General features: G+C 55.7%; 24 protein-coding genes and 1 pseudogene. 16 read left to right on the top strand and 9 right to left on the bottom strand.

Annotation, left to right across the window (positions count from 1 at the left end; all coding sequences use genetic code 11):
* Nucleotides 1-1293 (bottom strand): FAD-binding oxidoreductase, encoded by a 1293-nt coding sequence (locus tag PSH73_RS25880; protein ID WP_200659876.1) that lies wholly within the window; start codon nucleotides 1291-1293, stop codon nucleotides 1-3.
* A gap of 115 nt (nucleotides 1294-1408) precedes the next feature.
* On the opposite strand from PSH73_RS25880, the gene PSH73_RS25875 reads away from it, so the two are divergent.
* Entirely contained in the window at nucleotides 1409-1762 is a 354-nt protein-coding gene (locus PSH73_RS25875) for a YkgJ family cysteine cluster protein (RefSeq protein ID WP_029289779.1), read from the top strand.
* Nucleotides 1763-1826: 64 nt separating this feature from the next.
* On the opposite strand, the gene PSH73_RS25870 is transcribed toward PSH73_RS25875, so the two are convergent.
* A complete protein-coding gene (locus PSH73_RS25870; RefSeq protein ID WP_003206849.1) occupies nucleotides 1827-2315 on the bottom strand; it encodes an Lrp/AsnC ligand binding domain-containing protein in 489 nt (162 codons plus the stop codon).
* 156 nt (nucleotides 2316-2471) lie between these two features.
* On the opposite strand from PSH73_RS25870, the gene dadA reads away from it, so the two are divergent.
* The 6 genes from dadA to PSH73_RS25840 all read left to right on the top strand — a co-directional run bounded on the left by dadA (nucleotide 2472) and on the right by PSH73_RS25840 (nucleotide 8561).
* Nucleotides 2472-3773 (top strand): D-amino acid dehydrogenase, encoded by a 1302-nt coding sequence (gene dadA / locus PSH73_RS25865; RefSeq protein ID WP_029289774.1) that lies wholly within the window; start codon nucleotides 2472-2474, stop codon nucleotides 3771-3773.
* On the top strand, nucleotides 3745-4098 hold the full coding sequence (locus tag PSH73_RS25860; RefSeq protein ID WP_057960992.1) for a RidA family protein: 354 nt from the start codon (nucleotides 3745-3747) through the stop codon (nucleotides 4096-4098). Before dadA ends, PSH73_RS25860 begins: the two co-directional genes overlap by 29 nt.
* Nucleotides 4099-4175: 77 nt before the next feature.
* Nucleotides 4176-5249 carry an alanine racemase gene (gene alr, locus PSH73_RS25855; RefSeq protein WP_057440500.1) on the top strand — a complete coding sequence of 358 codons (1074 nt, stop codon included), beginning with the start codon at nucleotides 4176-4178 and terminating at the stop codon, nucleotides 5247-5249.
* A 116-nt stretch (nucleotides 5250-5365) separates the two neighbouring features.
* Nucleotides 5366-5914 carry a cupin domain-containing protein gene (locus tag PSH73_RS25850; protein ID WP_029289768.1) on the top strand — a complete coding sequence of 183 codons (549 nt, stop codon included), beginning with the start codon at nucleotides 5366-5368 and terminating at the stop codon, nucleotides 5912-5914.
* A gap of 181 nt (nucleotides 5915-6095) precedes the next feature.
* Nucleotides 6096-6506 carry a cytochrome c5 family protein gene (locus PSH73_RS25845; RefSeq protein ID WP_057960990.1) on the top strand — a complete coding sequence of 137 codons (411 nt, stop codon included), beginning with the start codon at nucleotides 6096-6098 and terminating at the stop codon, nucleotides 6504-6506.
* Between the two features lie 132 nt (nucleotides 6507-6638).
* Nucleotides 6639-8561 carry an acetyl-CoA hydrolase/transferase C-terminal domain-containing protein gene (locus tag PSH73_RS25840; RefSeq protein WP_057960989.1) on the top strand — a complete coding sequence of 641 codons (1923 nt, stop codon included), beginning with the start codon at nucleotides 6639-6641 and terminating at the stop codon, nucleotides 8559-8561.
* A gap of 130 nt (nucleotides 8562-8691) precedes the next feature.
* Here PSH73_RS25840 and PSH73_RS25835 read toward each other — a convergent pair whose 3' ends face one another.
* Together PSH73_RS25835 and rep are read right to left on the bottom strand one after the other, a co-directional pair.
* A complete protein-coding gene (locus PSH73_RS25835) occupies nucleotides 8692-9264 on the bottom strand; it encodes a xanthine phosphoribosyltransferase (protein ID WP_029289761.1) in 573 nt (190 codons plus the stop codon).
* A 57-nt stretch (nucleotides 9265-9321) separates the two neighbouring features.
* On the bottom strand, nucleotides 9322-11331 hold the full coding sequence (rep, locus tag PSH73_RS25830) for a DNA helicase Rep (RefSeq protein WP_057440498.1): 2010 nt from the start codon (nucleotides 11329-11331) through the stop codon (nucleotides 9322-9324).
* 268 nt (nucleotides 11332-11599) lie between these two features.
* Between rep and PSH73_RS25825 the strand changes: the two genes are divergently transcribed.
* Nucleotides 11600-13273, top strand: coding sequence for a bifunctional diguanylate cyclase/phosphodiesterase (locus PSH73_RS25825; RefSeq protein ID WP_057960988.1), 1674 nt, complete (start codon nucleotides 11600-11602; stop codon nucleotides 13271-13273).
* A 65-nt stretch (nucleotides 13274-13338) separates the two neighbouring features.
* Here PSH73_RS25825 and PSH73_RS25820 read toward each other — a convergent pair whose 3' ends face one another.
* Nucleotides 13339-14733: a NorM family multidrug efflux MATE transporter gene (locus PSH73_RS25820; RefSeq protein WP_057440496.1), complete on the bottom strand. Its 1395-nt coding sequence runs from the start codon at nucleotides 14731-14733 to the stop codon at nucleotides 13339-13341.
* A gap of 152 nt (nucleotides 14734-14885) precedes the next feature.
* Here PSH73_RS25820 and PSH73_RS25815 point away from each other — a divergent pair, with 152 nt between their 5' ends.
* On the top strand, nucleotides 14886-15806 hold the full coding sequence (locus PSH73_RS25815) for a LysR substrate-binding domain-containing protein (protein WP_057960987.1): 921 nt from the start codon (nucleotides 14886-14888) through the stop codon (nucleotides 15804-15806).
* A gap of 189 nt (nucleotides 15807-15995) precedes the next feature.
* Nucleotides 15996-17972: a methyl-accepting chemotaxis protein gene (locus PSH73_RS25810; RefSeq protein ID WP_057960986.1), complete on the top strand. Its 1977-nt coding sequence runs from the start codon at nucleotides 15996-15998 to the stop codon at nucleotides 17970-17972.
* A gap of 6 nt (nucleotides 17973-17978) precedes the next feature.
* On the opposite strand, the gene PSH73_RS25805 is transcribed toward PSH73_RS25810, so the two are convergent.
* The gene (locus PSH73_RS25805; protein WP_057960985.1) at nucleotides 17979-18890 is read right to left on the bottom strand and encodes an ABC transporter six-transmembrane domain-containing protein; all 912 of its coding nucleotides are present in this window, start codon (nucleotides 18888-18890) and stop codon (nucleotides 17979-17981) included.
* A gap of 113 nt (nucleotides 18891-19003) precedes the next feature.
* On the opposite strand from PSH73_RS25805, the gene PSH73_RS25800 reads away from it, so the two are divergent.
* On the top strand, nucleotides 19004-19588 hold the full coding sequence (locus tag PSH73_RS25800) for a TetR/AcrR family transcriptional regulator (protein ID WP_057960984.1): 585 nt from the start codon (nucleotides 19004-19006) through the stop codon (nucleotides 19586-19588).
* On the opposite strand, the pseudogene PSH73_RS25795 reads toward PSH73_RS25800, so the two are convergent.
* A pseudogene (locus PSH73_RS25795) lies at nucleotides 19585-20133 on the bottom strand (ATP-binding protein); the annotation flags it as partial. The gene PSH73_RS25800 and the pseudogene PSH73_RS25795 sit on opposite strands and share 4 nt — an antisense overlap.
* Nucleotides 20134-20349: 216 nt before the next feature.
* Here PSH73_RS25795 and PSH73_RS25790 point away from each other — a divergent pair.
* Entirely contained in the window at nucleotides 20350-22044 is a 1695-nt protein-coding gene (locus PSH73_RS25790) for an LA2681 family HEPN domain-containing protein (RefSeq protein ID WP_305461614.1), read from the top strand.
* A 191-nt stretch (nucleotides 22045-22235) separates the two neighbouring features.
* Here PSH73_RS25790 and PSH73_RS25785 read toward each other — a convergent pair whose 3' ends face one another.
* Nucleotides 22236-22946: a hypothetical protein gene (locus tag PSH73_RS25785; protein ID WP_305461613.1), complete on the bottom strand. Its 711-nt coding sequence runs from the start codon at nucleotides 22944-22946 to the stop codon at nucleotides 22236-22238.
* A gap of 339 nt (nucleotides 22947-23285) precedes the next feature.
* The gene (locus PSH73_RS25780; protein ID WP_305461612.1) at nucleotides 23286-23723 is read right to left on the bottom strand and encodes a hypothetical protein; all 438 of its coding nucleotides are present in this window, start codon (nucleotides 23721-23723) and stop codon (nucleotides 23286-23288) included.
* 417 nt (nucleotides 23724-24140) lie between these two features.
* On the opposite strand from PSH73_RS25780, the gene PSH73_RS25775 reads away from it, so the two are divergent.
* Genes PSH73_RS25775 through PSH73_RS25760 form a run of 4 tightly spaced genes read left to right on the top strand, consistent with a single transcriptional unit; the run spans nucleotide 24141 to nucleotide 26462 of the window.
* Nucleotides 24141-25094: a hypothetical protein gene (locus PSH73_RS25775; protein WP_305461611.1), complete on the top strand. Its 954-nt coding sequence runs from the start codon at nucleotides 24141-24143 to the stop codon at nucleotides 25092-25094.
* Nucleotides 25085-25492 (top strand): hypothetical protein, encoded by a 408-nt coding sequence (locus PSH73_RS25770; RefSeq protein ID WP_305461610.1) that lies wholly within the window; start codon nucleotides 25085-25087, stop codon nucleotides 25490-25492. Before PSH73_RS25775 ends, PSH73_RS25770 begins: the two co-directional genes overlap by 10 nt.
* A gap of 14 nt (nucleotides 25493-25506) precedes the next feature.
* Complete coding sequence (locus PSH73_RS25765) at nucleotides 25507-25809, top strand: hypothetical protein (protein WP_305461609.1); 303 nt, start codon at nucleotides 25507-25509, stop codon at nucleotides 25807-25809.
* A complete protein-coding gene (locus PSH73_RS25760; RefSeq protein ID WP_305461608.1) occupies nucleotides 25806-26462 on the top strand; it encodes a hypothetical protein in 657 nt (218 codons plus the stop codon). The genes PSH73_RS25765 and PSH73_RS25760 overlap by 4 nt, the downstream gene beginning before the upstream one ends.
* The last annotated feature ends 15 nt before the right edge of the window (nucleotides 26463-26477 follow it).

The raw sequence follows: 26477 nt of genomic DNA, 5'->3' as shown, positions 1-26477 counted from the left end.
TCAGAGCAGTTCTTTCAGGCGGTGCCAGAGCATGCCCAGGGCCAGCAGCGGTGAGCGCAAGTGCTTGCCACCAGGGAAGGTGATGTGTGGCACCTGGGCAAACAGATCGAAGCGCCCACTCTGCTGGCCGCTGATGGCTTCGGCCAACAGTTTGCCGGCCAGGTGGGTGGCGTTCAGGCCATGGCCGGCGTAGGCCTGGGCAAAGTACACATTGGGCTGGTCGGCCAGCCGGCCAATCTGCGGCAGGCGGTTGGCGCCGATGCCGATCATGCCGCCCCATTGATAGTCGATCTTCGCTTCGGCCAATTGCGGGAAGACCTTGAGCATCTTCGGCCGCATATAGGCGCCAATGTCCTGGGGATCGCGTCCGGAATAGTGGCAAGCACCGCCAAACAGCAGGCGCCGGTCGGCCGATAAACGGAAGTAGTCCACCGTGACCCGCTGATCACACACCGCCATGTTTTGCGGCAGTAACTCGGCGGCCTGGGTTGGGCTCAAGGGTTCGGTGGCAATGATGTAGCTGCCGGCGGGCAGCACCTTGCCGCTCAGGTGAGGGTTGAGGCCATTGAGGTAGGCATTGCAGCCCAGCACCAGGGTCTTGGCGCGCACACTGCCGTGGGCGGTGTGGACTTTGACTTCAGGGCCGTAGTCGATGCGCAGGGCTTCGGACTGCTCGAACAGCCTCACGCCCAGTTGCTGCGCGGCGCTCGCTTCGCCAAGGGCCAGGTTCAGCGGGTGCAGGTGGCCGGAGCCCATGTCGATCATGCCTCCCACGTAACGGTCGGAGCCGATCACGCTGCGCATTTCCCCGGCTTGCAGCAGGCGCAGTTCATGGCGATAGCCCAGGTCGTGCAGCTCTTCGGCGTCGGCGGCCAGGCCCTGCAAGTCGCGGGGCTTGTTGGCCAGGTCGCAGTAGCCCCAGGTCAGGTCACAATCAATCCGGAAGCGCTCGACCCGCTGGCGCACGATTTCCACGGCTTCCAGGCCCATCAGCTTCATCTGCCGCACGCCTTCGCTGCCGACCACATTGGCAAACTGATCGAGGCCATGGCCGACGCCGCGAATCAACTGCCCGCCGTTGCGCCCGCTGGCGCCCCAGGCGATCTTGCGTGCCTCCAGCAGCACCACGCTAAAGCCCCGTTCAGCCAGCTCCAGCGCGGTGTTCAGCCCGGAAAACCCGCCGCCGACCACGCACACATCGGCGACCACTTCGCCCGCCAGTGCCGGGTAATCGGGTTGCGCCAGGCTGCTGGCGGCGTAGTAGGAAGCGGTGTGCCGGGCGCTGGCGGTCATGGGGAGCATCCGTGTTTGGAAAATTTGACGCAGGATACAGCGGTCGGGTGAAGCTGTCTCACTCGGGGCTTTTAGGGCAAAATCCACGCCTATTCGCCGTTCGGTATGGGTTTCGATGAGTTGCAACAGCCAGAAAGTCAACGCGCTGCGCCGGCAGATCCCCTCGTTCGAGTGTGTGCCGGGTTGCCATGATTGCTGTGGGCCGGTGACTACATCCACCGAGGAAATGTCGCGCCTGCCGCGCAAGACTGCGGCCGAGCAGGAAGCGGCCATGGATGAGCTGAACTGTGTGCACCTGGGGCCCAACGGTTGCACGGTGTACGACGAGCGCCCGTTGATCTGTAGGTTGTTTGGTACCACGCCCAGCCTGCCATGCCCCAACAATCGAGGCCCGGTGGAGCTGATTCACCCGCGGGTGGAGAAGCAGATTCACGAGTACATGGCGACGACGCGGCAGGTGCTGGTCTGACAGATGTACCCGGTCAAAAGGTGGGAGCTGGCTTGCCTGCGATGACGGTGTAGCGCCCACAGGGTCAATCCGGGATCGGCAGGTTCAGGCTCTCCTTCACCTCTTCCATCACGATATAGCTCTTGGACTCGCGCACATGGGGCAGCTTGAGCAGGATATCGCCCAGCAGTTTGCGGTACGACGCCATCTCGGAAATCCGCGCCTTCACCAGATAGTCGAAATCCCCCGAGACCAGGTGGCACTCCAGCACATGGGGCAGTTTCAGCACGGCACGTCGGAATTCTTCGAAGGTATCGCCGGATTTGTAGTCGAGGCTGATCTCGACAAACACCAGCAGGCTACCCTTCAAGTGCTGCGGATTGAGGCGGGCGTTGTAGCCCATGATGATCCCCTCGCGCTCCAGGCGCCGGACCCGTTCGGTGCACGGCGTGGTCGACAGTCCTACCTTCTCCCCTAGCTCGGTAAACGAAATCCGCCCGTCGGCCTGCAGGATGCGCAGGATGTTGCGGTCGATCTTGTCCAGCTCCCGCTTGGTCTGGGTATTGGTCCGCATAGGGGATGCTCCTCCGTGAAAAGGGTTTTTGCCGAGAATTGTCGCCAAATATAGGCACTTATATAGTGAAATGCACTGGTCATTGCTTTTTATACTGCTCACATCTTTGTGCCGAACAACAAACGTCAGCGGTCAAGCCGTGATGAGGATATAAAAATGCGGGTTTTGGTCTTGGGTAGCGGTGTCATTGGTGTGGCCAGTGCCTACTATTTGGCGCGTGCCGGTTTTGAGGTGGTCGTGGTCGACCGCCAGCCGGCCGTTGCAATGGAGACCAGCTTCGCCAACGCCGGCCAGGTCTCGCCCGGCTATGCATCGCCGTGGGCCGCGCCGGGTGTGCCGCTCAAGGCCATCAAGTGGTTGCTGCAGCGCCATGCGCCGCTGGCGATCAAGGCCACGGCCGATATCGACCAATACCTGTGGATGGCGCAGATGCTGCGCAACTGCACGGCCAACCGTTATGCCGTGAACAAAGAGCGCATGGTGCGCCTGTCCGAGTACAGCCGCGACTGCCTCGATGAGCTGCGCGCCGAAACCGGCATTGCCTACGAAGGGCGCAGCCTGGGGACTACCCAATTGTTCCGCACCCAGGCGCAACTGGATGGCGCGGCCAAGGATATCGCCGTGCTGAAAGAGTCCGGCGTGCCGTTCGAGCTGCTTGACCGCGCCGGCATTGCCCGCGTCGAGCCGGCCCTGGCCAGCGTCACGGATATCCTCGCCGGTGCCTTGCGCCTGCCCAATGACCAGACCGGCGACTGCCAGATGTTCACCACCCGCCTGGCCGACATGTGCAAGCAGTTGGGGGTGGAATTCCGTTTTGAGCAGGACATTCAACGCCTGGACCACGCCGGTGATCGCATCAACGGCGTGTGGATCGACGGCAAGCTGGAAACCGCCGACCGCTACGTGCTGGCCCTGGGCAGTTACTCGCCGCAGTTGCTCAAGCCACTGGGGATCAAGGCGCCGGTGTATCCGCTCAAGGGTTACTCCCTGACCGTGCCGATCACCAACCCGGCGATGGCCCCGACTTCGACTATTCTCGACGAAACCTACAAGGTTGCGATCACCCGTTTCGACAACCGCATCCGCGTCGGTGGCATGGCTGAAATAGCCGGTTTTGACCTGTCGCTGAACCCGCGCCGGCGCGAAACCCTGGAGATGATCGTCAACGACCTTTATCCTCAGGGCGGTGATTTGAGCGAAGCGACGTTCTGGACCGGCCTGCGCCCGACCACCCCGGACGGTACGCCGATCGTCGGCGCCACGCCTTTCAAAAACCTGTTCTTGAATACTGGCCACGGCACCCTCGGCTGGACCATGGCCTGTGGCTCTGGTCGCCTGCTGGCGGACCTGATGGCGAAGAAAACCCCGCAGATCAGTGCCGCTGGCCTTGATATTTCCCGTTACGGCAACCCTCAGGAGTCCACAAAACATGTCAATCCAGCGCCAGCTCACCAATGAGCGCATGAGCCAGATCGTTGTCCACAGCGGTACCGTGTATCTGGCAGGGCAAGTCGGCGACGACATGAGTGCCGGGATTGAACAGCAGACTCGTGAAACCCTGGCCAATATCGAGCGTTTGCTGGATTTGGCCGGTACCGATAAAACCAAGTTGCTGTCGGTGACGATCTACCTCAAAGACATCGACGCCGACTTTGCCGGCATGAACGCGGTTTGGGACAAGTGGCTGCCAAAAGGCGCGGCCCCGGCCCGTGCCACGGTCGAGTCGAAACTGTGTGAGCCAGAAATCCTGGTCGAGCTGTCTGTCGTGGCCGCTCTGCCTTAAACGATCCCTCTTGCGGTGCCGGCGCTATTGGCCGGTACCGGTTTTTTCTTCCCACCGCCGCCTAGAAGCCTGCCGCCATGCGTCCTGCCCGTGCCCTGATCGACCTACAAGCCCTGCGCCACAACTACCAATTGGCCCGCGAACTGACCGGGGCCAAGGCCCTTGCCGTGATCAAGGCCGACGCCTATGGCCATGGTGCCGTGCGCGTGGCCCAGGCCCTGGAAGACCAGGCCGACGGTTTTGCCGTGGCCTGTATCGAGGAGGCGCTGGAGCTGCGCGCCGCCGCAATTCGTGGGCCGGTGTTGTTGCTCGAAGGGTTCTTCGAGGCCGACGAACTGCCGCTGATCATTGAGCATGACTTGTGGTGCGTGGTGCATTCGCTGTGGCAACTGGAGGCGATTGAACAGGCGCGCCTGAGCAAGCCGCTGACGGTGTGGTTGAAGCTGGATTCGGGCATGCACCGGGTTGGTTTGCATCCCAAGGATTATCACGACGCCTACCAGCGCCTGCTGGCCAGTGGCAAAGTGGCCAAGATCGTGTTGATGAGCCACTTCGCTCGCGCCGATGAACTGGACTGCACAAGCAGCGATGAGCAGGTCGCGGTATTCGATGCGGCGCGCCAGGGCCTGGCGGCCCAGGTCAGCCTGCGCAACTCGCCGTCGGTAATGGGTTGGCCGGGCGTCTCCAGTGATTGGGTGCGGCCCGGCATCATGCTCTACGGCGCAACGCCCTTTGGCGAAGACCAGGCGGTTGCCGCGCGTTTGCAGCCGGTGATGACCCTGGAATCGAAAGTCATCTGCGTGCGCGAACTGCCGGCGGGCGAGCCCGTGGGTTATGGCGCACGGTTCGTGACGCCCAAGCCGATGCGTATCGGCGTGGTTGCCATGGGCTATGCCGATGGTTATCCGCGCCACGCGCCGACCGGTACGCCGGTGCTGGTCGCCGGCCAGCGCAGCCAGTTGCTGGGGCGGGTGTCGATGGACATGCTGTGTGTCGACCTGACCGATGTGCCCGAGGCCGGCCTGGGCTCGACCGTCGAGTTGTGGGGCAAAAACATCCTCGCCAGCGATGTGGCGACCGCCGCTGACACCATTCCCTACCAGATTTTTTGCAACCTGCGCCGAGTGCCACGGCTCTATTCCGGCGCCTAGCTGCCGGACGCCGAAGACGTCCAGCGGGATTCAGACCAAAGTGTTGTAAATACTGAACGCTGTCGCCATGATAACGCTCAATTACAACAAAGCCTGAATCCTAGGAGGCTCCTGCATTGGACGTCGGCGAACGACTGCAATCCATCCGTAAACTGAAAGGTCTTTCCCAGCGTGAACTCGCCAAACGTGCGGGCGTCACCAACAGCACCATTTCGATGATCGAGAAAAACAGTGTCAGCCCTTCCATCAGCTCCTTGCGCAAGGTGCTGGGCGGCATCCCCATGTCGATGGTCGAATTCTTTTCCGAGGAGATCCTCCAGGAAAAACCGACCCAGATCGTCTATAAAGCCAATGAGCTGATCGACATTTCCGATGGTGCGGTGACCATGAAGCTGGTGGGCCGTGCGCATCCCAGCCGGGCGATTGCGTTTCTCAACGAAATCTACCCGCCAGGCGCCGATACGGGCGAGGAAATGCTGACCCATGATGGCGAGGAAACCGGGATTCTGTTGGAAGGTCGTCTGGAATTGGTCGTGGGCGTCGAAACTTTTGTGCTCGAAGCCGGCGATAGCTACTACTTTGAAAGCACCAAGCCGCACCGTTTTCGCAATCCGTTCGATGTGCCGGCGCGACTAATCAGCGCAGCCACACCCGCGAACTTTTAACCGAAGAGGCGCCCTGCCTACCTTGCAGAGGTGCCCGTAGTTGTATTTCGCCATACTGAATCCCCCCTTGGATAATAGGGTTGTTTCAGTGAGGCGGCCTAACCGTTATACTTTCGCCGCCTGCGAAACCGTGGCCGCAGGCGTGAATAGCCACCATGAGGGTGAACGCGTGAACCTAATTATGAAAATGCTGGCTGTACCAGCAACCGTACTGGCCCTTTGGGCTGCCAGCGCTCAAGCTGCGACCAATGATGATATTGCCAAGCGTCTTGAACCCGTCGGGAAGGTCTGTATTCAGGGCGAAGAATGCAAGGGGATGGAAGTCGCTGTGACAGCAGGCGGCGGCGCGAAAACGCCGGACGAGATCATCGCCAAACACTGTACTGCTTGCCACAGCACTGGCCTGTTGGGCGCACCGAAAATCGGTGACACTGCTGCCTGGAAAGAGCGCGCCGACCACCAGGGCGGCCTTGATGGCATCCTGGCCAAGGCCATCACCGGTATCAACGCCATGCCGCCTAAAGGAACCTGCGCCGATTGCTCGGATGCTGACCTCAAGGGTGCGATCGAGAAGATGTCTGGTTTGAAATAAACCGATCTTCGCCAAAAAGCCGCTGACCAGCGGCTTTTTTGTGGGCGCAATTTGGCGGCCAAGGCTGTTCATTGCAGCAAAGACCCGGCAAGCTCGGTCCAACCCCTAATCATGGAATGTCAGGAGGGTCGGATGGTGCAGTTGTGTTCAATCGAGCAAGCGGTCGATGACGTACTGGAGCGCTTGCCTGCGCATATCCACATGGGTATGCCGCTGGGCCTGGGCAAGGCGAATCTGTTTGCCAATGCCTTGTACCGGCGCATCGCCAAGCTGCCTGAGCGGGCGCTGACGATTTACACCGCGCTGAGCCTGGGTCGCCCGCCGTTGGGCGATGGCTTGCAGAAGCGTTTTCTGGAGCCGTTTATCGAGCGGGTGTTCGGCGATTATCCTGAGCTGGACTTCCTCGCCGCCCTGCGCAAGGACAGCCTGCCGGCCAATATTCACGTGCAGCAGTTTTTTATGCAGCCCGGCAGCCTGCTGCATAGCACCTCGGCCCAGCAGGATTACGTCAGCAGCAACTACAGCCATGCCGCCCGCGATATCAACGCTGCCGGCCTGAACCTGATCGCGCAGTTGGTGGCCAGCAGCAGTGAGCACCCGGATCGCCTGAGCCTGAGCTGCAACCCCGATATCACCCTCGACCTGTTACCGATGATCGCCAAGCGCCGCGCGGCAGGCGAGACCATCCTGGTGGTGGGCCAGGTGCATGATGATTTGCCCTACATGCCCGGTGATGCCGAGCTGGGCATGGATCAGTTCGACTTCCTGATCGACGAAAAAGACCGCACCACGCTGTTTTCCACGCCGAACATGCCAGTGGGTTTGCAGGACCACTTCATTGGTTTGCACGCCAGTACCCTGGTACGCGATGGCGGCACCCTGCAGATCGGTATCGGTTCGATGGGCGACGCCCTGACTGCCGCATTGCTGGCGCGTCAGGCCGATAACGAAGGCTACCGGCAGTTGCTCACCGACCTGGATGTGTACCAATGGGCGCCGCTGATCAGCCGCGAGGGCGGGGTCGAGCCGTTTGCCCGGGGCCTCTATGGCTGCAGCGAAATGTTCGTCAATGGCCTGCTGGTGCTGGCCGACGCCGGCATTGTGCGGCGCAAGGTGTACCCCGATGTGGCGACGCAGCAGCAGGCCAATGCGGGTCTGCTGGACGACGCGGCACAACCGGATGGCGTGTCGATCCACGGTGGCTTCTTCCTCGGCCCCCGCAGTTTTTACCAGCGCTTGCAGGAAATGACCCACGCCAAGCGCCTGGAATTCAACATGACCCGCATCAGCTATATCAACGAGCTGTACGGGCAGGAAGAACTCAAGCGTTTACAGCGCCTGGATGCGCGGTTTATCAACAGCGCCATCATGGTCACGTTGCTGGGCGCCGGTGTTGCCGACCAACTGGAAGACGGCCGCGTGCTCAGTGGCGTGGGTGGGCAATACAACTTTGTGGCCCAGGGCCATGCGCTGGAGGGCGCGCGCTCGATCCTGATCCTGCGCAGCTGGCGTGAAGCGGGCGGTGATGTCAGCTCCAATATCGTCTGGGAATATGGCCATTGCACGATTCCCCGGCACCTGCGCGATATTGTCATCACTGAATACGGCATCGCCGACCTGCGTGGCCAGACCGACGCCAAGGTGATCGAGGCGCTGCTCAATATCACCGACTCACGCTTCCAGGCGGGCTTGATCGAGCAGGCGCAAAAAGCCGGCAAGTTGCCCAAGGACTTTCAGCTCGACCCGCGCTTCGCCGACAACACGCCGGAGCGTTTGCAGGCGGTGCAGGCACGGCATTCAAGGCTGTTCCCGGAGTACCCGCTGGGCAGTGACTTCACCGATGAAGAACGGGATTTGTTGCGCGCGTTGAACTGGCTCAAGAGCAAATTCAAGCTGACGGAGATTCTGGAGTTGGGCAAAGCGGCGCTGGATGCGCCTGAGCCTGAGGCGTTTCCCGAGCACTTGGTGCGGATGCGCCTGGATAACCCGGAGGGGTTTAAAGAGGATTTGTATCAGCGCCTATTGCTTGCTGGCCTTAAGGCCACCGCACACTAACGGCCACCACAAACCAAATGTGGGAGCGGGCGTGCTCGCGATAGCAATGGATCAGCCACTCGTGAGTTGACTGACAGACCGCTATCGCGAGCAAGCCCGCTCCCACATTTTTAAGCGTGCCCGCTCAGGATTAATCGATGAAGGTCACGACGCCACCGGCCAGGGACTTGACCCGCGCCAGCGACTCAACCCGGTAACCCTGGGCATCCAGCTCAGCACGCCCACCCTGGAACGACTTCTCGATCACAATCCCCAGGCCCGCCACGGTGGCGCCGGCCTGTTTGATGATCGAAATCAGCGCCTGGGACGCCTTGCCGTTGGCCAGGAAGTCGTCGATCACCAGCACGCGGTCGCTGCTGGTCAGGTGGCGTGGGGAGATTGCCACGGTGCTTTCGACTTTCTTGGTGAAGGAATACACCGTCGCCGACAGCAGGTTTTCCGTCAGGGTCAGGGACTGCTGCTTGCGGGCGAAGATCACCGGTACGCCCAGGTTCAGGCCGGTCATGATCGCTGGCGCGATGCCTGAGGCTTCGATGGTGACGATCTTGGTGATCCCCGAATCCTTGAACAGCGCGGCGAATTCGTCGCCGATCAGTTTCATCAGCGCCGGGTCGATCTGATGGTTCAGAAAGGCGTCGACCTTGAGTACCTGGTCGGAAAGCACGATGCCTTCTTCGCGAATTTTCTTGTGCAGTGCTTCCACAAAAGCTTCCTCTGGTGGCGCAAGGGGCGCCGAAAGTAGATTAAAAAGTAGTCGATTCTAGCGCTTTAGCATCGCGCGTATATCCGCCAGGGCGGTGTTGCCGCGTACCGCCTTGACTTCAGTTGGGGTGTCGTCGTTGCCTTCCCAGGCCAGGTCGTCCGGTGGTAGCTCATCGAGGAACCGGCTTGGGGCGCAGTCGATGATTTCGCCGTATTGCTTGCGCTTGGCCGCAAAGGTGAAGGCCAGGGTCTGACGTGCGCGGGTAATGCCCACGTAGGCCAGGCGCCGTTCTTCCTCGATGGTGTCGGCTTCGATACTGGAGCGGTGTGGGAGGATTTCCTCTTCCATGCCCATGATGAACACGTAGGGGAATTCCAGGCCCTTGGACGCATGCAAGGTCATCATTTGCACACCTTCGGCGCCGTCTTCCTCTTCCTGCTGGCGCTCGAGCATGTCGCGCAGCACCAGCTTGCCGATGGCGTCTTCGACGGTCATTTCGCCGTCTTCGTCTTTTTCCAGGGTGTTCTTCAGCGCCTCGATCAGAAACCAGACGTTGCCCATGCGGTAGTCCGCGGCCTTGTCGCTGGAGCTGTTGGTGCGCAGCCAGTTTTCATAGTCGATATCCATGACCATGCTGCGCAGGGCGCTGATCGGGTCTTCGCCGGCGCATTGCTCGCGCACCCTGTCCATAAAACGCTTGAAGCGCGACAGGCGATCGGTGAAGCGCGTGTCCAGGTGTTCGCCCAGGCCGATTTCGTCGGTGGCGGCGTACATCGAGATCTTGCGTTCGGTGGCGTAGTTACCGAGTTTTTCCAGGGTGGTGGAGCCGATTTCCCGGCGCGGCACGTTGATCACGCGCAGGAAGGCGTTGTCGTCATCCGGGTTCACGATCAGCCGGAAGTAGGCCATCAGATCCTTTACTTCCTGGCGTCCGAAAAAGCTGTTGCCGCCGGACAGACGATACGGCACCTGATGGTGCTGCAACTTCAGCTCGATCAGCTTGGCCTGGTAGTTGCCGCGATAGAGGATCGCAAAGTCGCTGTAGGGCCGGTCGGTGCGCAGGTGCAGGCTGAGGATTTCCACGGCCACGCGTTCGGCTTCGGCGTCTTCGTTGCGGCAGCGGATCACGCGAATCTCATCGCCGTGGCCCATCTCGCTCCACAGCTGTTTTTCGAATTCGTGGGGGTTGTTCGAGATCAGCACGTTGGCGCAACGCAGGATGCGGCTGGTGGAGCGGTAGTTCTGCTCCAGCATCACCACTTTCAGGGACGGGTAGTCGTCCTTGAGCAGCATCAGGTTTTCCGGGCGCGCACCGCGCCAGGCGTAGATCGACTGGTCATCGTCGCCGACCACGGTGAACTGGTTGCGCGTGCCGATCAGCAGTTTCACCAGCAGGTATTGGCTGGCGTTGGTGTCCTGGTATTCGTCCACCAGCAGGTAGCGCACCTTGTTCTGCCACTTTTCGAGGATATCGGCGTGTTCCTGGAACAGCTTCACTGGCAGCAGGATCAGGTCGTCGAAGTCCACCGCGTTGAACGCCTTGAGCGTGCGTTGGTAGTGGGTGTAGACGATGGCGGCAGTCTGTTCCTTGGGGTTGCGCGCGTTTTCCAGGGCCTCGGGCGGCAGGATCAGGTCGTTTTTCCACGAGCCGATCATGTTCTTGATCTCGTCGACCCCGTCGTCGCCCGCGTATTCCTTCTGCATGATGTCGGTCATCAGGGCCTTGACGTCGGTCTCGTCGAAGATCGAGAAGCCCGGCTTGTAGCCCAGCCGCACATGCTCCTTGCGGATGATGTTCAGCCCCAGGTTGTGGAAGGTACACACAGTGAGGCCACGGCCTTCGCCACCCTTGAGCAGGGTGCCGACGCGCTCTTTCATTTCCCGCGCCGCCTTGTTGGTAAAGGTCATGGCGACGATGTACTGGGCACGGATGCCGCAGTTCTGGATCAGGTGCGCGATCTTGCGGGTGATCACGCTGGTCTTGCCGGAGCCAGCACCGGCGAGCACCAATAGAGGGCCGCCGACGTAGTTCACGGCTTCTTGCTGCCGGGGATTGAGTCGGGACATACAGGGTTTTGGGAGTCTTTGAGCGAAAAGGGCGGGCATTTTAACAGGCTGGCAAGATTCTGCCGCCTCTGAACGACAGTGTGACGTACCACTCGATCTAAATTTGCCGGTTTTGTTACTTTGCCGCAGGATGTGCGGTGTTTTTGGGTCTATTGTTCGATCTAGACCTGCACTGCGCGTATTTGATAACCAATATCATTGGTCATTATCAGGCTGCGCGTCATAATGCCCGCCGCCAACGAATTTTTGCAAAGTCTAGGGAGCTAGCTTGTCTACGCCTGTCGAACCCTTGCGTTTGCTGCTACTGGCCGATGAGCCAGCGTGGGCAGCGTTGTTGCGCGAGTGCCTGGCGCCGATGGGCGATGGGGCTGTGCTGGTCAGTGCGCCAAGCTGGGAGTCGGTGAGCAGCCTGTTCGACGACGACCGCACGGCTGTCTTGCTCACCACCCCGGGTCTGCAACCTGGCCCTGGCCGTTGTAACCTGCCCACCGTAATGCTGCTGGAGCAGGAACCGCTGGTTGCACCGTTGGGCGCCAGCGATTGGTTGATCCGTGGCGCGTTTGATGTGGATACGCTGCGCCGCTGCCTGCGCCATGTGCGCGAACGCGGCTTGCTGGAAAACACCCTGCAACGCCTGGCCGCACAAGACCCCTTGACCGGCATCGCCAACCGCCAGGGTTTCCAGACCCTGCTGGCCGCGCGCCTGGCGGAAAACGACGGGCGTGGCCTGGCCCTCGGCCACCTGGACCTGGACAACTTCCGCCATGCCAACGATGCCCTCGGCCATCAGGCGGGCGACCGGCTGATCCTGCAAGTGGTCTCGCGGCTCAAGAGCCAACTGGAGGTCGGCGACCAACTGGCGCGCCTGGGCAGTGATGAATTTGCCTTGTTGATCGACACCCGCCGTGCGCCGCAACGCGCCGAGTGGATGGCCGAGCGCATCACCGAGGCCATGGCCGAACCTTACTGGGTCGATGGCGAGAGCCTGCTGATCGGTTGCAGCCTCGGTGTGGCCCATGCCCGCGCCAAGGCCGGCGCCGACCCGTTGATGTGGCACGCGCATATCGCCATGCAACAGGCCAAGAGCACCCAGGGCTGCACCTTTCATATCTTCAATGAACGCATCAACCGCAATGCCCGTAGCCTCGCCGACCTGGAAAGCGAACTGCGCCGGGCGCTGCGCCGTGACGAACTGGAACTGCATTACCAGCCGCGGCTGGACCTGGACGATGGGCATATCGTCGGCCTCGAAGCCCTGGTGCGCTGGCGCCACGGTGAACGTGGCTTGCTGCCGCCGAGCGAGTTCGTGCCGCTGGCCGAGCAGAGCGGCCTGATCGTGCCGTTGGGCTACTGGGTGATTTCCCGGGCCCTGCGCGATATGCAGGACCTGCGCGAGCGCGGCCTGCCGCCGTTGCACATGGCGGTCAACCTGTCGTTCCGTCAGTTTCAGGACAGCCAGTTGCTCTCGACCCTGAGCCGTTTGATTGCCGAGCGTGGGGTGGAGGCGCAATGGCTCGAATTCGAGCTTACTGAAACCGCCGTGATGCGCCGCAGCGACCTGGTCAAGCAGACCATGGATGCCTTGGGCCGCCTGGGTGTGCGCTTCTCCCTGGATGACTTTGGCACCGGGTTCTCGTCCTTCGTACACCTCAACAGCCTGCCGATTGCCTTGCTCAAGATCGACAAGAGCTTTGTCGGCGGTATGGAAGAGCGCGAAGAAAACCGCAAGCTGGTGCACGCCATGATCAACCTGGCCCACAACCTCAACCTGGAAGTGGTGGCCGAAGGCGTGGAAACCCCGGAGCAGCTGGCGTTGTTGCGCTTGTTCGGCTGCGACCAGGCCCAGGGTTACCTGATCAGCAAGCCGTTGCCGCTGGCGGAATTGGTGGAATACCTGACGTTTGGCAGCAGCCAGCAGGCGTTGTTGGGCGATGTGATCTAGCCCTGTAAACCAATCAAAAAGGTGGGGGCTGGCAAGCCAGCTCCCACACTGACCGAGTACATCCTTCAGTTCGGCTGTGGGACCGCATCGACTTGCGGCTCCTGGGCAATCATCCGCTTCATCTTCGCCTCAAACGCCCAGGTCAGGGTAATCGCCGCACAGGCAAGCCCCAGCGCCAGACCCCACCACACGCCGGTCGGGCCCCAGTCCAAGGTAAACGCCATCAACCAGGCCGCCGGTGCGCCAATCAACCAGTAACAACCCAGGCCGACGAGGAACGTGGTCTTGGCATCCTTGAGCCCTCGGATGCAACCCATGGCGATGGTCTGCACGCCGTCGAACAGCTCGAACCACGCCGCCACGGCCAACAGGCTGACCGCCAGGCTGATCACTTGGGCGAAGGCCGGGTCGTCATGGTCGAGGAACAGGCCGATCAGCGGGTCTGAAAACAGCCAGAACACCATGGCAAACCCCAGCATCACGCTCGCGCCGAAGGCGATACCCACGCGTCCGGCCAGCCGTGCATCGAGCAGTTGCCCGCCGCCATAGTGCAAGCCGATGCGCATGGTGACGGCATAGGACATGCCCGCCGGCACCATGAACGCCACCGAGACGATTTGCAGGGCAATCTGGTGGGCCGCCAACTGCGTACTGCCCATGGTGCCCATGCACAGCGCCGCAAAGGCGAACAAGCCGACTTCCACCGCATAGGTACCGCCAATCGGCAGGCCCAGGCGCCACAGCTCGCGCAAGTAATGCAGGTTGGGCCGCAGCAGGCCCTTGCCCAGGGGGTAGGCCGCGTAGGCGCGGTTGTATTTGATGTACCACAACAGTGCCAGGGCCATGCAGTTGGCGACAATCGCCGTGACCAGGCCAATGCCCATCAGGCCCAGCTTGGGCAGGCCGAACATGCCTTCGATCAACGCATGGTTGAGCAGGTAGTTGAGCACCGTGCCGCACAGGCTGATCACCATCACCGGCGTGGCTTTGCCGATGGCGCTGGTGAAGCCGCGCAGGGCCATGAACGTCAGGTAGCCGGGCAGGGCGAACGGCAGGATCATCAGGAATTGCCCGGCCGACTGCACGTTGGTTTCGGTCTGGCCGAACATCAGCAGCACCGGCTTGAGGTTCCACAGCAGCAGGCCGGCCACCAGGGCCATCAGCCAGGCCAGCCACAGGCCGGCCTGGGTCAGGCGGGTGGCGCCCTCGATGTCGCCGGCGCCCTGGCGAATGGCGACCAGGGTGCCCACGGCGGCAATCACGCCGATGCAAAAGATCGACACAAACGAATAGCTTGCCGCACCCAGCCCGCCGCCGGCCAGGGCTTCGGGGCTGAGGCGGGCCATCATCAGGGTGTCGGTCAGCACCATCAACATGTGCGCCAACTGCGAGGCAATCAACGGCCCTGACAGCCGCAGAATGGCCCAGAGTTCGGTACGCGCCGGATGCTGCATGATCATCACGCTCAATAATTGCACAAGGGGTAGAAGGGTTGATTCTCGGCGCTCTCAGCGCTTTGCACAAAGGGATAAATGCGATCATTCGCATGATTAAAACTCATGCCAGGATGAATCTGGTAGGGTTTCGGAATCGTGCCGTCGGAGTTTTCCTCATGTCTCGTCGCCTGCCTCCGCTTTATGCCTTGCGTGCATTTGAAGCCGCCTCACGGCATAACTCCTTCACCCGTGCGGCCGAAGAACTGTCCATCACCCAAAGTGCAGTCAGCCGGCATATCCGCACCCTGGAGGAGCATTTCGCCTGCCGCCTGTTCCAGCGCAGCGGGCGCACCTTGCAGTTGACCGAGTCGGCGCGCCTGCTGCTGCCTGGGGTGCGCGAGGGCTTCGCCGCCCTGGAGCGCGCCTGCCATACCTTGAATGCCGAAGATGACATCCTGCGCATGAAGGCCCCGTCGACCCTGACCATGCGCTGGTTGCTGGCGCGCCTGAGCCGGTTCCGGCACTTGCAGCCGGGCAACGAGGTGCAGTTGACCAGCGCCTGGATGAGCATCGACGAAGTGGATTTCAATCAGGAACCGTTCGACTGCGCGGTCTTGCTGAGTGACGGGCACTTTCCGGCGGACTGGGAAGCCAGCTACCTGTTTCCCGAACTGTTGATCCCGGTGGGCGCGCCGAACCTGCTCAATGACGGCCCCTGGGATGTGGAGCGCCTGGCCAGCGCTGAACTGCTGCACCCCACGCCGGATCGGCGTGATTGGCGCCGCTGGTTGCAGCGTACGGGGCTGGCGTCCCGCGTCGCCATCAAGGGCGGGCAGGTGTTCGATACGCTGGAGCTGGGGATGATTGCCGCTGCCCGGGGCTATGGCGTGTCCATGGGCGATCTGCTGATGGTCGCCGAGGATGTGGCCCAGGGGCGCTTGAGTTTGCCATGGCCGACTGCGGTGGCCAGCGGCGAAAGCTATTACCTGGTCTGGCCCAAGACCCGCCCCGGTGGTGAGCGCCTGCGCAGGCTGTCGGACTTCCTGCAAAGTGAAGTCCGGGCCATGGCCTTGCCGGCGGTGGAACAGCTCGAGTGAAACGATGCAGCGTCCTACACACGGTGCCTTTGAGTGATGCCCCTGTAATTTGCTCAAGTATTGATTGGGGCCGCCGAAGTAGGTGTGTCGGAGTCGCCATTAGTTGCGGCTCAGCGTGCCCCCAATCCAAGAAATTTGCCGATTAGCGCTATGAGATCAGGACGATCCGGGCCTCGGCCAGGAGCTGTCATGTCTCAACCCCGCGCCCGCATCGCTTCGCAGCTGGGCATTGCCTTGGCGGTCATATTGGCTGTCGTGATCAGCGGCAGCACGGTATTTGCCCTGCGCTCCCTGGACTCGGCCAACCTGCTGACCCGTGAAGAACACCTGGCCAGCGAAGCGCGTTTGCTCGCCGACCAACTCAATACCTTCCACAGCACCCTGCGTGAGAGCACCCAGCGTTTGAGTGGGTTGTTTGAAAAGCGCTTCGGCGCCGGGTTGAGCGTACGTCCCGAGCAGATGGTGAGTGTGGCCGGGGTGCAGACCCCGGGCCTTTACCTGGGCACTGAAGTACTGAACAACAACTTCGACGAGGTCGATGAGTTCAAGCAGATGTCCGGCGGCGTGGCCACGGTGTTCGTGCGCAGCGGCGAAGACTTTGTCCGTATCAGCACCTCCCTGACCAAACAGGACGGCAACCGCGCCATCGGCACCGTGCTGGATCGCCAGGGGCCGGCCTACCAGCGCCTGCTCGCCGGGCAGAGCTACATCGGTCGCGCGGTGCTGTTCGAACGTTCCTACATGACCCAGTACAGCCCGGTACGTGATGCCAGCGGCCAGGTGATTGCGGTGTTGTTCATCGGTTTCGACTACACCGATGCGCAGAACGCCCAATTCGCCAACCTCAAGCGGTTCCGCATTGGCCAGACCGGCTCGCTGGCGCTGCTGGACGAGCAAAAACACTGGCTGGTGCCGCCTGCCGGCGTGCAGGCGTTGGAGCAGGCCGTTCCGGTGATCCTGGAGCTGGCGCAAAAGCCTGGCCAGGGGCGTTTCTGGAGTGACAAGGGCGAAGACTTCTACAGCGTTGCAGTGCCATTTGACGGCGGCCCGTGGTCGGTGGTGGCGAGCATGCCCAAGGCCGAGATCCGCGCGGTGACCTGGGCCGTGGGTATCCGCCTGGTGATCGGCAGCGTGCTGGCGATGCTGTTGGCGGTAGGCGCGGCGGTCTGGTTGCTACGCAGCAAATTGCAGCCCCTGGGCGACCTGGTGCGCCAGGCCGAAGCCCTGGGGGCCGGTGATTTGAGTGCGCGGCTGAATGTGTCCAGCCACGATGAAATCGGACAGCTGGCACGCAGCTTCAACCAGATGGGCGAGGCCTTGTCGACCATGGTCTCCCATATCCGCAAGGCGGCCGAAGAGGTCAACAGCCGCGCCCAGGCGCTGTCAGGTTTGTCGGGAGGCGCTTATGAGGGCATGGAGCAGCAATCCGGCGAGATCACCAGCATGGCCGGCGCGGTGGAAGAGTTCAGCGCCACTTCGCTGAACATTGCCGACAACATGGGCAATACCGAACGCATGGCCCAGGAAAATGCCCAGCAGACCCGCATTGGCCGCAACTCGATGCAGGAGGCGTCGTCGTCCCTGGAGCATATCGCCACGGCACTGAACAGCACGGCCAAGGTGATCAATACCCTGGGCCAACGTTCCCAGGAAATCGGCGGCATCGTCGGCGTGATTACCTCGATCGCCGAACAGACCAACCTGCTGGCACTCAACGCCGCCATCGAGGCGGCGCGGGCCGGGGAGCAGGGGCGTGGATTTGCCGTGGTCGCCGATGAGGTGCGCAACCTGGCCTCGCGTACCCGCCAGGCCACCGATGAGATTTCCGGGATGATCCAGAGCATCCAGCAGGAAACCGGCAATGCCATCAGCACCATGGAACAGGGCAATGTGCTGATGCAGGAAGGCTTGTCGCGCAACGCCGACGTGGCCTCGGCCCTGGCGCGCATCGACGAGCAAAGCCGCTCGGCGGGGCAGCAGTTTGCCGCGATTACCACAGCGACCCAGGAGCAAAGCAGCACCGCGACCTTGCTCAGCAGCAACCTGCAGAGCATTGCCCTGGCCAACAGTGAGCAGCGGGAAGTGGTCTCGAACCTGGCGATTACCGCCAGGGAGCTGGAGACGTTGGCGGCAGGGCTGCGGCAAGAGGTGGATCGGTTTCGGTAAGGCTGATCAATTCCCGAGTCCCGGATCCACCCGTTTGCCGATGTCCTTGAGCCGCGCCAGTTGATCAACCATCCCTGGCGCTTCGTCGAGGCTGCTGGCGAAGGTCCACAGGTACGTCATCACCGCATAGACATGGCCGGCCTTGACCGCTGGCGACAAGGCCAGTTGGCTGATCGCTACGATGAACAGTAGCGCTGCCAGCGCGCCGAGAAACAGGTAGGCGACGGCTTCGCGGTCCGACAGCCAGATACGCAGGCGTGACAGCAGTTGGTAATGGCGTCGCAACGTCTGGGCGCCAACCTTTTCCACCAGGCCAATCTCTTTCTCCAGGCGGTTATTCAACCGTTCGTGCAACTGCTCGTTACGGCGGGCAAAGCGCGGTAGCAGGATGATGCAAAGCAGCAGTGCCGCAAAGCAGGCCAGGCCCACCCAAGGTTCAATCACCAATAACATCGCGGCCGCGCCAACGATGGAGACCAAGGCTGTTGCGATCACCGGCACATGCTTTTCGAAGAAGTCGACAAAGTCCCGCGCCAGCACCACCCGTGCGGCGGCCTTGGACGTGCTGTGATTCTGTAGACGCTGGTTGAGAATCACAGGCACGGCAAGATCGGCGTAGATCCGCGTGAAGGTACGGGTATCCAACGCCCGGCGTGCGGCGCCGACCACCCAGAACGCCATCACCACGGCCGCATAGAACAGCGCACTGCTGGCATCGCCGCGCAGGATCGAGTCCACGGCGAAACCGGCAAACAGGGGATAGGCCAGCAGCAACGCGTTCTCCAGCGCAACCAACGACAGCGTGCAGAACAGCTTGCCGGGATAAGCCTTGGCGATTGCCTTGAGGGTTTGGCTGGCCGATTGCTGGCCGATTTTCTTGCTTTCTTCGATCAGGATCTGTGGCGTTGTGGATGGCATGGGTGCACCAAAGGAGTAATAGGCGCTACTATTGAGCGACTGCTCAAGTATCCTTGAGCAGTCGCTCAAAAAGCAAGCGCCGCTTATCTGACGGCGCCCGTAAGGAATTGCCCATGTCGCGTATCGACCGTAAAGACCAGATCATCGCCGCTGCCCTGGAGCTGTTTCGCAGCAAGGGCTTTGCCGATGTCTCCACCCGCGATCTGGCGGAGCATGCGGGCTTGTCCCGCAGCCACGTGTATCACTACTTCAGCGACTGGAAAGAACTGCGCCGCGAAGCCTTTGTTCGCTTCGCCAATGAGCAGTTGGACGAAGTGCGCGGGCCATTGGCAGATGCGCCGCCGCTTGAGGCCTTGGTGGGTTTCCTCAAGGGTTGCCTGCCGTGTACCGCCGACGCCGGCTGGGCGCTCTGGCTGGATGCCTGGGATGAGGCGATGCATGACGCGGAACTGGCTCAGGCGTATCTGCTGGTCAATGCCCAGTGGCAAGCCATGCTTGCCGATGTGATCGAGCAGGGGATCGCTGCCGGGGTATTCCGCTGTGGCTCATCCAGTCGTGCGGCCCGCCAGATCTTTGCGGTGACGATGGGTTATACCGATGACCTGTTGCTCAAGCCCTCCGTCGAGTCGGCGCAAGTGGTACTGGGTGAGGTGATGGAAGTGGCGGGGCTGCTGCTGGATTTGCCCAGGGATCGCTAAGTCACGGCGGTTGGCCGGTACTGCAACGCTTCGGCCAGATGATGGCGAGCGATGGCGTCTGCCTGTTCCAGGTCGGCCAGGGTGCGCGCGACCTTGAGTAGCCGATGAGCTGCGCGCAACGACAGGGTCAGGCGCTCACAGGCGCTTTCCAGCCAACCCTCATCGGCTTTCGATAGCTCGCAGTGGCGCCGCAAACCCGTCAGGTCGAGGAATGCATTTGCACAGCCCTGGCGTTGTTGTTGGCGATCCCTGGCGCTGGCGACGAGGGTTGAAGCGCTGGCAGTGTCATTGCCGGTTTGTTTGGCTGGGTTCAGCGCGGTGCTTTCCCGGGCAACGGTCAGGTGCAGGTCGATTCGATCCAGCAACGGCCCCGAGAGCTTGTTGCGGTAGCGCTGGATCTGTTCCGGCGTACACCGACAGCGCCCGCTGGGTTCGCCCATATAGCCGCAGGGGCAAGGGTTCATGGCTGCCACCAGTTGAAAACGTGCGGGGAAGCTCACGCGGTCGCGCGCCCGGGAAATCACGATATGCCCGGACTCAAAAGGGTAGTCTTTTCTCACACTTCTAGAAACGGGGTTTCCCGGTTGTTAAACGCCCGGAAAACGGCATGTTTTTAGATCGAGGTGGTTTGGAGTGCTGGGACTTGTACCAGTGCGAGAAATCGCCGGATAACGCGGTGTGTGCGTCCGCTCGGAAGACGTTCGGTGAACCATCGGTGCTAATCTGGACATAAGGAACAGCACGATAAGGGTGAGCGAAAAATGGATGGGCAATTCATTAGCTATAAAAATCTTGAAAGTATTAGCAAGAAAATGGACGAGTACATTGATGGCAATCATCCTGATCTTGAAAAATTCTGCCAACGCCAACATCAAAAAAAATGTGAAACGCCGTTTTTAACGGCTCAGCTCTATTACGTTATAGGGACCGGATATTCGTCTGTCTATTTCGCATCGGTACAAAAGGATTGGTATTCGCCCAGCATTAGCAATGCAGTTTACTTTTTAAGAAAAGCATTGAATGAGCTGAAAAATGAAAAAGATGAGTATCACACCGTAAAAATTGGGAATAAAAAACTGATTTTGAGTTTGTCAGAGCTATTTTCCCGGATTAACATAAATCTGGCGAACTACCTAACCGAGCAGCACAGGCATATTGAGGCTGTTGAATTTTACGATAGAGCTATCGCTGTTAAAAACGCATTCGGTCTTGTGACAAAAGCCCGATGCCTAATAGAATTTAGAAAATACGTTTATGATGAAAACTCAAAATTCTTTTTTTCAAAAGAAATATACAAGCTAACAAAAAAATCATTATCGCCGGATAGTGTCACAATAGAAGGTGACGAAGAGCAATTTGAAAATTTAAAGAAGCGACAAGCGTCTTTCATTGAGTATTTTGAAGATGCTTATCCCGACTATATAGAAAATGACCATTCCGATACACACAAAGAGAACTTCAAAAACCGAAAACATAAAAAATATTTAGATTGGGTTGGGGGAAATAAGCTCTTTCTTAACCTGACTAACATTGTTATTACCAAAGAATACGCCTATGAGGATTGCTTGGGACTTCCTTCGTTTTCCGGCAAGTTAAACCCTCTGTTATTGGTAAGCGAAGAATTAGCATCTCATGCCCATTTTGATGAGCTGAAAGATACCTATTGTTATGCTAGACATGTTTTCTATTCAGCATTACAAATGCCCGAAGAAGCTGAGCATTTGTATAACTCTACGTACAAACAGGTTGATAGCCTAGATTACTCTATCAATAGCATTAAAACCAATAGCTACAAAACGGCACTAAGGTGCCTATATTCGCTATTAGATAAAATAGCGTTTTTTACTTACAAGTTTTACGGAGTTAGCTCCGATGAACTGGAAGAGCATGACGTAAATATCAAGCGGATTTTTGTATCAGGAAAAAAACCATTAGATTGGTTAGAGCAGGTAAAAAATCCCTTCTTGTCGGCTTTGTATTTTTTAAGCAAAGACATAAACGACGTAAGGCATCCGCCTAAAAAAAATAAAAAGCCAAATACAGACGAAGTACTGTATCTGTCCGAAACAACATTCCCCGCCGCGAACCAAATCAACCAAATACGTAATGCAGTTGAACATAAATCTTTGAAAATAGTGGACGGGTTTGGTTACGAGCTTTCTCAAAAGCACTATGACCCTAAAAATACACTGGATGAAGCAATAAAAGCACGAGAAAACTTAGATGAGTTGTCTAGTGAATACCACACACTAAACGAAAATATCGAAGAAAAACTTCGATTAAAGTCGTTCCATTTGGCTGTTTCTGTTGAGCGTATAGAACAGCAGATTTTGGAGCTTATTAAGTTATCCAGAAACGCATTGATGTATCTAGCGTTATCCGTTCAGTACCACGAGAGCAGAAAACCAGACGATGGTGTATCCATCCGATTGGAGCGAGACGTGCCTTACAAGTAAACAGAGCGGCCTTGATTACTGATATGGCGTGCAGTGGCCCGCCTTCTCTGGTGGTCGCTTCGCTTTTTAAAAGAAAGTTAAAAGGCGAAATAAACTGCCAAGGTATCAAGGTTATTCCGCTTATGGATAAAACGGAAAATTGACACAATAAACGAAAAAAGCCCTTTATCGGGCCTTTTTTTTGACTGGCTTTAATATTTAAGCATGTCCACCAAGTCTCTATAATGCTTGATTTTATCATTAAATACGGCCATAAATTCAACGCCGCCGAGTTCAAAGCATGGGTGAAAAAGTGATTGTCTTGTTGCTTTCTTTTCTTGGCTTTCTACTTCTTGATAATCGTAAGCCTTACTACCAGCGGTCAAAGTGAAGTAGCCAATGTTGCATTTTATTTTCTTGAAAACTCGACCGTTTTTCACAAGCGATATTCTTACAACGTATTCTCTTCTAACTTCTTGATATTTGAAAAAGTCAGTTTCAGGCTTATCTAAAAATACCTCCCACACTGCCGGGTCAAAATTGATTTTATTGGTGGCGTTCTTCTCAACATCTGATGCAAGATAATCAGTATATTTTTTTGTTTGAGAGAGCGAAGAAACTGGCTTATATGCTTTTGCAACGCAAAGTTTTATCGCCGCAAAATCGTAATCATATTCGTCAAGGTCAATAATATGAATTTTTTTTGCTCTCGCCTCTGTGTATTCATCCGACTTAAAATAGTCCTTAAATACAGCATTGGCGACATTTATGCCCGTTGAGTAATTACTGATAATGAGATATTTATTTAGTCTATGATTAGAATAGGTTTTGTCTTTACTTAAAACAGCAGCAGAACGGAACGCATCATAAGCTAATTGTCTAACGTCAAATTTTTTTGGTTTAGTGATAATTGTTTTTAACATAAGTCTCCTTTTTTAATTTCTTACTTTTATTAAATCATATTAAAAGACCTTGTCAAATTAAACCGCCAAACTTTTTAGTGTGAAAGATGTTATTGTCAAACCCTATTTTAAAATAAAGTTCGACCATAAATATATTTTCAACATGCTATTGACACGCAGTTAAAGGCTTAATCAAGCCATTAAATGACCGTTGCAAAAATGCAAAAACTCAAAAATATCAAAATTTTCTAAAAATAAATTAGACAAAACTTTGTATAAATTATTTTCACGGAATAAACCGCCAAGGAATTGAAGACATAAAAAAGCCCCGGTGAAGGGGCTTCAAGGTGTCGCTAGTTTTTAGATTTTTTCGGCTTTCAACTTGTCGATCAAATCTTCAAACGTATCAACCTCGTTTTTCTTCATCAAGTCAGCCAAAAACAAAGAATAGGTTTTGAAACCTTTGTCTTTCATAGCTTGACTAGCAATGCCTTGCTTCGACTTCTTCAAGATGAACTCAACGCCATCTATCTCAACTTTATACTTCGTCGTAGGCTCCTTGGGTGCCTTTGGTGCGTTTTCGCTCACGCTCTTGCCGGTTTTAGCTGGGGTTTCTACTTTGTAGTAGGAAAGCACCACACCAACAAAATCAGCCTCGTTATAGCCGTGTTTTTCACGCAAAGCATCCAGCTCTTCAACCAGATCAAGAACCTTAGCTTCGTTGGCGTCAGCTTTTAGGCTTTCAATCTGTGCTTCCAATGATTTTTGCTGTGCGAGTAGGTCAAGCAATTTAGACATTTTCAACGATCCTTGATGGTGTTCGCCGGATCATAATTTCAAAAAAAAATCTTGTCAAAATAAACCGCCAAGGTTTAAGCAATTAAGGTTTTGATTTTAGATCCACCAGATGAGCTTTTGACCTTCGCCTACATCTTCTTAATACATTTACGAAGTAAATACCTTTTCTTTTCCTGAAACGTTCAAATAAAACCGCAAGAATAAGGAAATCTTGAAAATCTCGGTTAACGCTCCTTATAAAAATAAGGGTTTATGGTTAACGCTCCTTATAAATCCACATACAAAAATGCTTTAAAAGCTGAATAAAAATTCAGCACAATAATATAGTTAACGCAAATTATAAAAATTTTCCTGTTCTCTCTTGAAATTATCTTTTTTTATGATTTCATATAAGTATTAACAGGCGAAAAAATAACCATGAAATATTCATTAAAAACAAAAGAGAGAAAAGTTTTTGCATTAAATACGTTTGTATCAGTGCCAAAAGCGTTTCTAGCGTTGCCGCTGTTTAACATAGCAAATCAGTCGGAAGAGTTAGCCGATAAGATAACAATACCAAAATATCAAAACATGCGTGATATTGTCATGAATTCATCATCATTAACTATCTTCAATGATTTTGAGTTCTTTCTTTTTATTCTACGCAAAGTAATAAACAGCAATAGCACTGAAATCGAGTTCGCAACAAAAGAATTGATGGACGATCTAAAAATTGCCAACAACCAACGTCCCAATTATTTGAAAATCTTTCAAGCGTCCATGATTAAGCTTGGACAAATAAACGTATCTTATAAAGAAAAACGCGATGATAAAATTGTTGCTGTTGTATTTTCTTTTATTGAGGGCGAGCTAGAAAAAGACAAATGCACAATCTCTGTTTCAAAAAGATTTATTGAGTTTTTTGGAAGTCTAAAAGAACTTTACGAAATAGATCCTAGAATACTCGGCAAACTAACAAATGAATATCAAAGAATGCTTTATGTTTTGTATGTGTGTAACAGACGTAATGACGTGAATTATTTCAGTGTTGAAATGTTGAAGCAGCGTTTCAGGATCAACAGTGAAAAGATGCCCGATAAAAGGTTCGTATTGAAAATAAGAAAAGCAAATATAGCTCTTCAAGCAATGGGCTTTATAGATGGTTTCACAGAGACAAAAAAAGAACCTGAAAAATTGCGTAGTCAAACAATTAGATTTGATGTGAGTTACAGCTATAAAACTCTTTACAAAAAAAACGATAAAAAGAAGAATGCGGAAGGGTCGAATTCAAACGATTTTGATCGTGAGTTGAGTGAAGATTTTTACGAAGAAATTGAAGAGCCAAAAGCACCTAATAAATTAACAGATGATGGAGACGAAGAATGGATATAAAAGAAATCAAAGAAATAGATTTAAAGCACGTCAGCATTGCCGCTCAGGCGTTGATTACGCACATTGAAAGCATATTGCCAACGATCCCTAGTGATCGAGTGCGTCAGCTCGTAGCGATGAAGCTAGGCACTGCTATCAGTGAAGGCGGAAACGAAGCCATGCTTCGTCAAATTCTGTTGTTGGCTGTTACAGCAATCGAAAGTAGCGAATTGATCGAACATAAAATGACTACTGGCGATCTTGAATACAACCCTTGGACGGGGGAAATACTCAGTGAAATAAATTGTATTCCCGCCGCAATTCCAGTCATAAAAATACTGAAAGAAAATAATGAAAATAAAGCAGCAAAAGCAAAAGCAAAACAAAATGAACAAAACCCGCCAAGTTCAGCGGTTTAACGATCAGGAGAATGATGAACGAAACATTATCAAACTATGAACTTGTGAAATGTATAGCCTGTTTACTTGGGCTTATGGGTTTCATAATAATGTTCAAAATTATAGTTTTAAAAGAAAAGAAATCTGTAATAACGGAACTCTCTGAATTTAGCTTGATATTAGTCTTATTTCTATGCCCTGTTGCTGTTGAATTATATTTTAATGATCCTTGTAAGATTGACGCTTTTAATGATGATGAAAAAGCTTATGAATGTTTTGATTATGAGCTAATTCAGGTTATCCATGAAAATATGAAACATCGATCAGGAGCAAGATGAATGTAAGAAATGTAATCACTTTTTTAACGCTGCTTTTCCTTCCTATCGTCGCATTCGCTGACGGTGATGCAACCGCCGCCCGTGTTGAATTGATTTCATCAAATATCGGACTGATCAAGCTCGTAGTTTTCTTGATCGGATTTGTCTTATTTGTTAACGGTGCATACAAGCTCAAATTGCTTACCGATGAGGGCGGAAAAATGGGTAAAAGTGTTCCGCTTATTTACATCATCATCGGGGCTGTACTCATGAACGTCACGCTAGCCATCGGCGTGTTCGGGAATACCTATTTTAAGGCTGGAGATTTCTGTTTTGTTGTCTCAGATGGTGCAATAAATAACGCCTGCATGAATACCGAAGTTTCGGGGCTTACAGGTGAATTGAAAGCCAGAATTGAAAAGCTTTCGAGCGGAGGCACAGCCGAAAAGTTTTTGGAAAATATCCAAATAATTATTGGGATTTTTCAAATTGTCGGATTGATTTATTTTTCGGTTGGAGCCTATGGAATTGCACAAGTATCAAATGGTTCATCAAAAGAAAGCGGCTACGGTAAACCCATTATAACGATGTTTGCATCGGCGTTGATTGTCGATATACCGCATACCGCTCAAATGGCAATCAATACGTTGCACGATATAGGAATTAACTTTTAAATAAACACAGGGAGA

The organism is Pseudomonas sp. FP2294, from assembly GCF_030687625.1.
GTDB classification, from domain to species: Bacteria; Pseudomonadota; Gammaproteobacteria; order Pseudomonadales; family Pseudomonadaceae; genus Aquipseudomonas; species Aquipseudomonas shahriarae.
This window is presented reverse-complemented; position numbering and strand designations above follow the sequence as displayed.

What these genes read in the sequence shown, in the direction of transcription:
- PSH73_RS25780 (WP_305461612.1), bottom strand. Translation starts at nt 23,723, where the DNA reads ATGTCTAAATTGCTTGACCTACTCGCACAGCAAAAATCATTGGAAGCA.
- PSH73_RS25770 (WP_305461610.1), top strand. Translation starts at nt 25,085, where the DNA reads ATGGATATAAAAGAAATCAAAGAAATAGATTTAAAGCACGTCAGCATT.
- PSH73_RS25820 (WP_057440496.1), bottom strand. Translation starts at nt 14,733, where the DNA reads ATGATCATGCAGCATCCGGCGCGTACCGAACTCTGGGCCATTCTGCGG.
- dadA (WP_029289774.1), top strand. Translation starts at nt 2,472, where the DNA reads ATGCGGGTTTTGGTCTTGGGTAGCGGTGTCATTGGTGTGGCCAGTGCC.
- PSH73_RS25800 (WP_057960984.1), top strand. Translation starts at nt 19,004, where the DNA reads ATGTCGCGTATCGACCGTAAAGACCAGATCATCGCCGCTGCCCTGGAG.
- PSH73_RS25840 (WP_057960989.1), top strand. Translation starts at nt 6,639, where the DNA reads ATGGTGCAGTTGTGTTCAATCGAGCAAGCGGTCGATGACGTACTGGAG.
- PSH73_RS25880 (WP_200659876.1), bottom strand. Translation starts at nt 1,293, where the DNA reads ATGACCGCCAGCGCCCGGCACACCGCTTCCTACTACGCCGCCAGCAGC.
- rep (WP_057440498.1), bottom strand. Translation starts at nt 11,331, where the DNA reads ATGTCCCGACTCAATCCCCGGCAGCAAGAAGCCGTGAACTACGTCGGC.
- PSH73_RS25875 (WP_029289779.1), top strand. Translation starts at nt 1,409, where the DNA reads ATGAGTTGCAACAGCCAGAAAGTCAACGCGCTGCGCCGGCAGATCCCC.
- PSH73_RS25765 (WP_305461609.1), top strand. Translation starts at nt 25,507, where the DNA reads ATGAACGAAACATTATCAAACTATGAACTTGTGAAATGTATAGCCTGT.
- PSH73_RS25790 (WP_305461614.1), top strand. Translation starts at nt 20,350, where the DNA reads ATGGATGGGCAATTCATTAGCTATAAAAATCTTGAAAGTATTAGCAAG.
- PSH73_RS25860 (WP_057960992.1), top strand. Translation starts at nt 3,745, where the DNA reads ATGTCAATCCAGCGCCAGCTCACCAATGAGCGCATGAGCCAGATCGTT.
- alr (WP_057440500.1), top strand. Translation starts at nt 4,176, where the DNA reads ATGCGTCCTGCCCGTGCCCTGATCGACCTACAAGCCCTGCGCCACAAC.
- PSH73_RS25870 (WP_003206849.1), bottom strand. Translation starts at nt 2,315, where the DNA reads ATGCGGACCAATACCCAGACCAAGCGGGAGCTGGACAAGATCGACCGC.
- PSH73_RS25815 (WP_057960987.1), top strand. Translation starts at nt 14,886, where the DNA reads ATGTCTCGTCGCCTGCCTCCGCTTTATGCCTTGCGTGCATTTGAAGCC.
- PSH73_RS25810 (WP_057960986.1), top strand. Translation starts at nt 15,996, where the DNA reads ATGTCTCAACCCCGCGCCCGCATCGCTTCGCAGCTGGGCATTGCCTTG.
- PSH73_RS25845 (WP_057960990.1), top strand. Translation starts at nt 6,096, where the DNA reads ATGAAAATGCTGGCTGTACCAGCAACCGTACTGGCCCTTTGGGCTGCC.
- PSH73_RS25805 (WP_057960985.1), bottom strand. Translation starts at nt 18,890, where the DNA reads ATGCCATCCACAACGCCACAGATCCTGATCGAAGAAAGCAAGAAAATC.
- PSH73_RS25785 (WP_305461613.1), bottom strand. Translation starts at nt 22,946, where the DNA reads ATGTTAAAAACAATTATCACTAAACCAAAAAAATTTGACGTTAGACAA.
- PSH73_RS25775 (WP_305461611.1), top strand. Translation starts at nt 24,141, where the DNA reads ATGAAATATTCATTAAAAACAAAAGAGAGAAAAGTTTTTGCATTAAAT.
- PSH73_RS25760 (WP_305461608.1), top strand. Translation starts at nt 25,806, where the DNA reads ATGAATGTAAGAAATGTAATCACTTTTTTAACGCTGCTTTTCCTTCCT.